The sequence below is a fragment of the Alienimonas chondri genome (genome assembly GCF_013036045.1).
Lineage (GTDB): Bacteria > Planctomycetota > Planctomycetia > Planctomycetales > Planctomycetaceae > Alienimonas > Alienimonas chondri.
The window spans coordinates 1-1,866 of sequence record NZ_WTPX01000313.1 but is presented as its reverse complement, the minus strand read 5'-3'; the positions used below and the strand labels follow the sequence as shown (position 1 = coordinate 1,866).

Annotated in this window: 3 protein-coding genes; all 3 read right to left on the bottom strand. The window is 67.8% G+C overall.

Annotated features, from left to right (window positions below):
• Positions 1–127: 127 nt before the first annotated feature.
• Positions 128–427: a type II toxin-antitoxin system RelE/ParE family toxin gene (locus LzC2_RS21300; RefSeq protein ID WP_171190032.1), complete on the bottom strand. Its 300-nt coding sequence runs from the start codon at positions 425–427 to the stop codon at positions 128–130.
• A complete protein-coding gene (locus LzC2_RS21295; RefSeq protein ID WP_206678864.1) occupies positions 424–813 on the bottom strand; it encodes an addiction module protein in 390 nt (129 codons plus the stop codon). The genes LzC2_RS21300 and LzC2_RS21295 overlap by 4 nt, the downstream gene beginning before the upstream one ends.
• A gap of 72 nt (positions 814–885) precedes the next feature.
• On the bottom strand, positions 886–1,866 hold a 981-nt coding region (locus tag LzC2_RS21290; RefSeq protein WP_171190031.1), incomplete at its 5' end, for a DUF1553 domain-containing protein.

Here is a 1,866-nt window from a genome sequence, read left to right as displayed (position 1 = left end):
GCCGTCCCCACCCCCGCGCCCATCCCGGCCGCGGAGCGACCGAAGAAGCGCCGACGGGTGAGGTGCAGGTCGCGTTCGCGGGCGGGGTGGGCGTTCATGACGAAATTTGAAGGGTAGGAATGCCGCGTCAGCGGCGAGCGAGGTCGGCCGGGTCGCGATGAGGATGCCAAATCGCCGTGATGAAAAGATCGTTTCCTTCGGTGCGAAATAGCACATCGTGCGCGAACCCGTCGCCGATCGGACAGCGGCGCAAGTGCGGAGCCGCGTGGTGTGTCGCGAAGGAGGCCGGGTCGGCGAGGACACGGGTAATTGCAGCCTCGACGGCCCGGTCGAACTGCAAGGCTCGCCCAACGCTGGAAAGGGCGAACAGCCGTCCCAATTCCGTGGCGAAGTCCAGTTCGGCCAGCGGGGTGCGAAGTACGTTCAAGTCCCCGCTTCTCCTGCCTCATCAAGCGAATCACCCGGCGAAACTTCCCGCCCCGCGACCTGATATGGGGTATAGGGCTTGCCTTCAGCGCGTTCTCGTTCCCACACACGAATCATCCCCCGCGCTCGCTCCGAGACCTCGCTCCAAGGCGAAGTTTCGACCTCGCCTGCGTCCATGGCGGCCAAACGGCGGTCCAGTTCGGCCCGCTGACGACGGCCCAGCGGGGAATCAGCCGCCGGCCGAGACGACGGCGGGTCGCTGCCCGTCCCCTCCACCATCGCCACGGCATCGAGCACCGCAGCCCGGTCCTCGGCCGGCAGGGCCAGCAGGGAACTGCGGACCGCCTCCGCGGCGGGGCTTAGGGCAGTCCGATCGGCGACGTTCATCTCAGCGGATCCGATTGACGCGGGACGGGAGGGCAGCGTATGGGCAAGGCGAGACAGGAAAGTCTAATTAGTCTACTTCGTGACGAACGCGTCCGTGTTCATTAGTAGGCTGGCCAGCAGCGTGAAGGCGGCGTGCTCCGTCGGGTCGAGCGAATCGCTCCGGTCCGTCGCTCCCACGCCCAACAGCTGCTTCGCGGAGGCGGGATCGGCGGCGAAGTCGGCTCGGTGCGATGCCAGCACGGTCGTCAACACGGCGAGTTCGTCCGCCTCCGGGGCGCGGCCGACCGTCAGGCGGAAGCCGTAGGTCAGGCGGTCCGCATCCGTCGGTCCGCCCTCGCGCAGGATGCGGGCCGCGAGGTGGCGGGAGGCTTCGACGAATTGCACGTCGTTCATCAACGCCAGCGCTTGGAGCGGCGTGTTCGTCCGCGAGCGCCGCACGACGCAGGCCTCGCGGCTGGGGGCGTCGAAGGTGGCAAGGCTGGGCGGGGGGCTGGTGCGTTTCCAGAACGTGTACAGGCTGCGACGGTGCAGCGCATCGCCGTCGTCTCGCCGGAACTTGGCGGTGTTGGAATCGGTGTAGCCGACCGCCTCCCAGAGCCCCTCGGGCTGATACGGCTTCACCCCGGGGCCGCCGATCGTTTCGACCAGCAGTCCGCTCGTGACGAGCGCGGCGTCGCGGATGGATTCGGCGTCCAACCGATACCGCGGACCGCGGGCCAGCAGGCGATTGTCCGGGTCTTCAAGCAGTTGCTCCGGCGTCACCGCTGAGGATCGGCGGAATGCGGCGGACAGCACAATCCGGCGGTGCAGCGCCTTCACGTTCCAACCGCTCTGAACGAACTCCGCGGCGAGCCAATCGAGGAGTTCGGGATGGCTGGGCCACTCGCCTTGAAAGCCGAAGTCTTCGCTGGTGCGAACCAACCCCGTGCCGAAATGCTGCTGCCAGATGCGATTGACGGTCACGCGGGCGGTCAGAGGGTGATCCGGGTCGACCAGCCAACGGGCGAGCGTCAGCCGGTTCTCCGGGGCGTTCTCCGGCAGCGGGGGGAGGAC

What these genes read in the sequence shown, in the direction of transcription:
- LzC2_RS21295 (WP_206678864.1), bottom strand. Translation starts at nt 813, where the DNA reads ATGAACGTCGCCGATCGGACTGCCCTAAGCCCCGCCGCGGAGGCGGTC.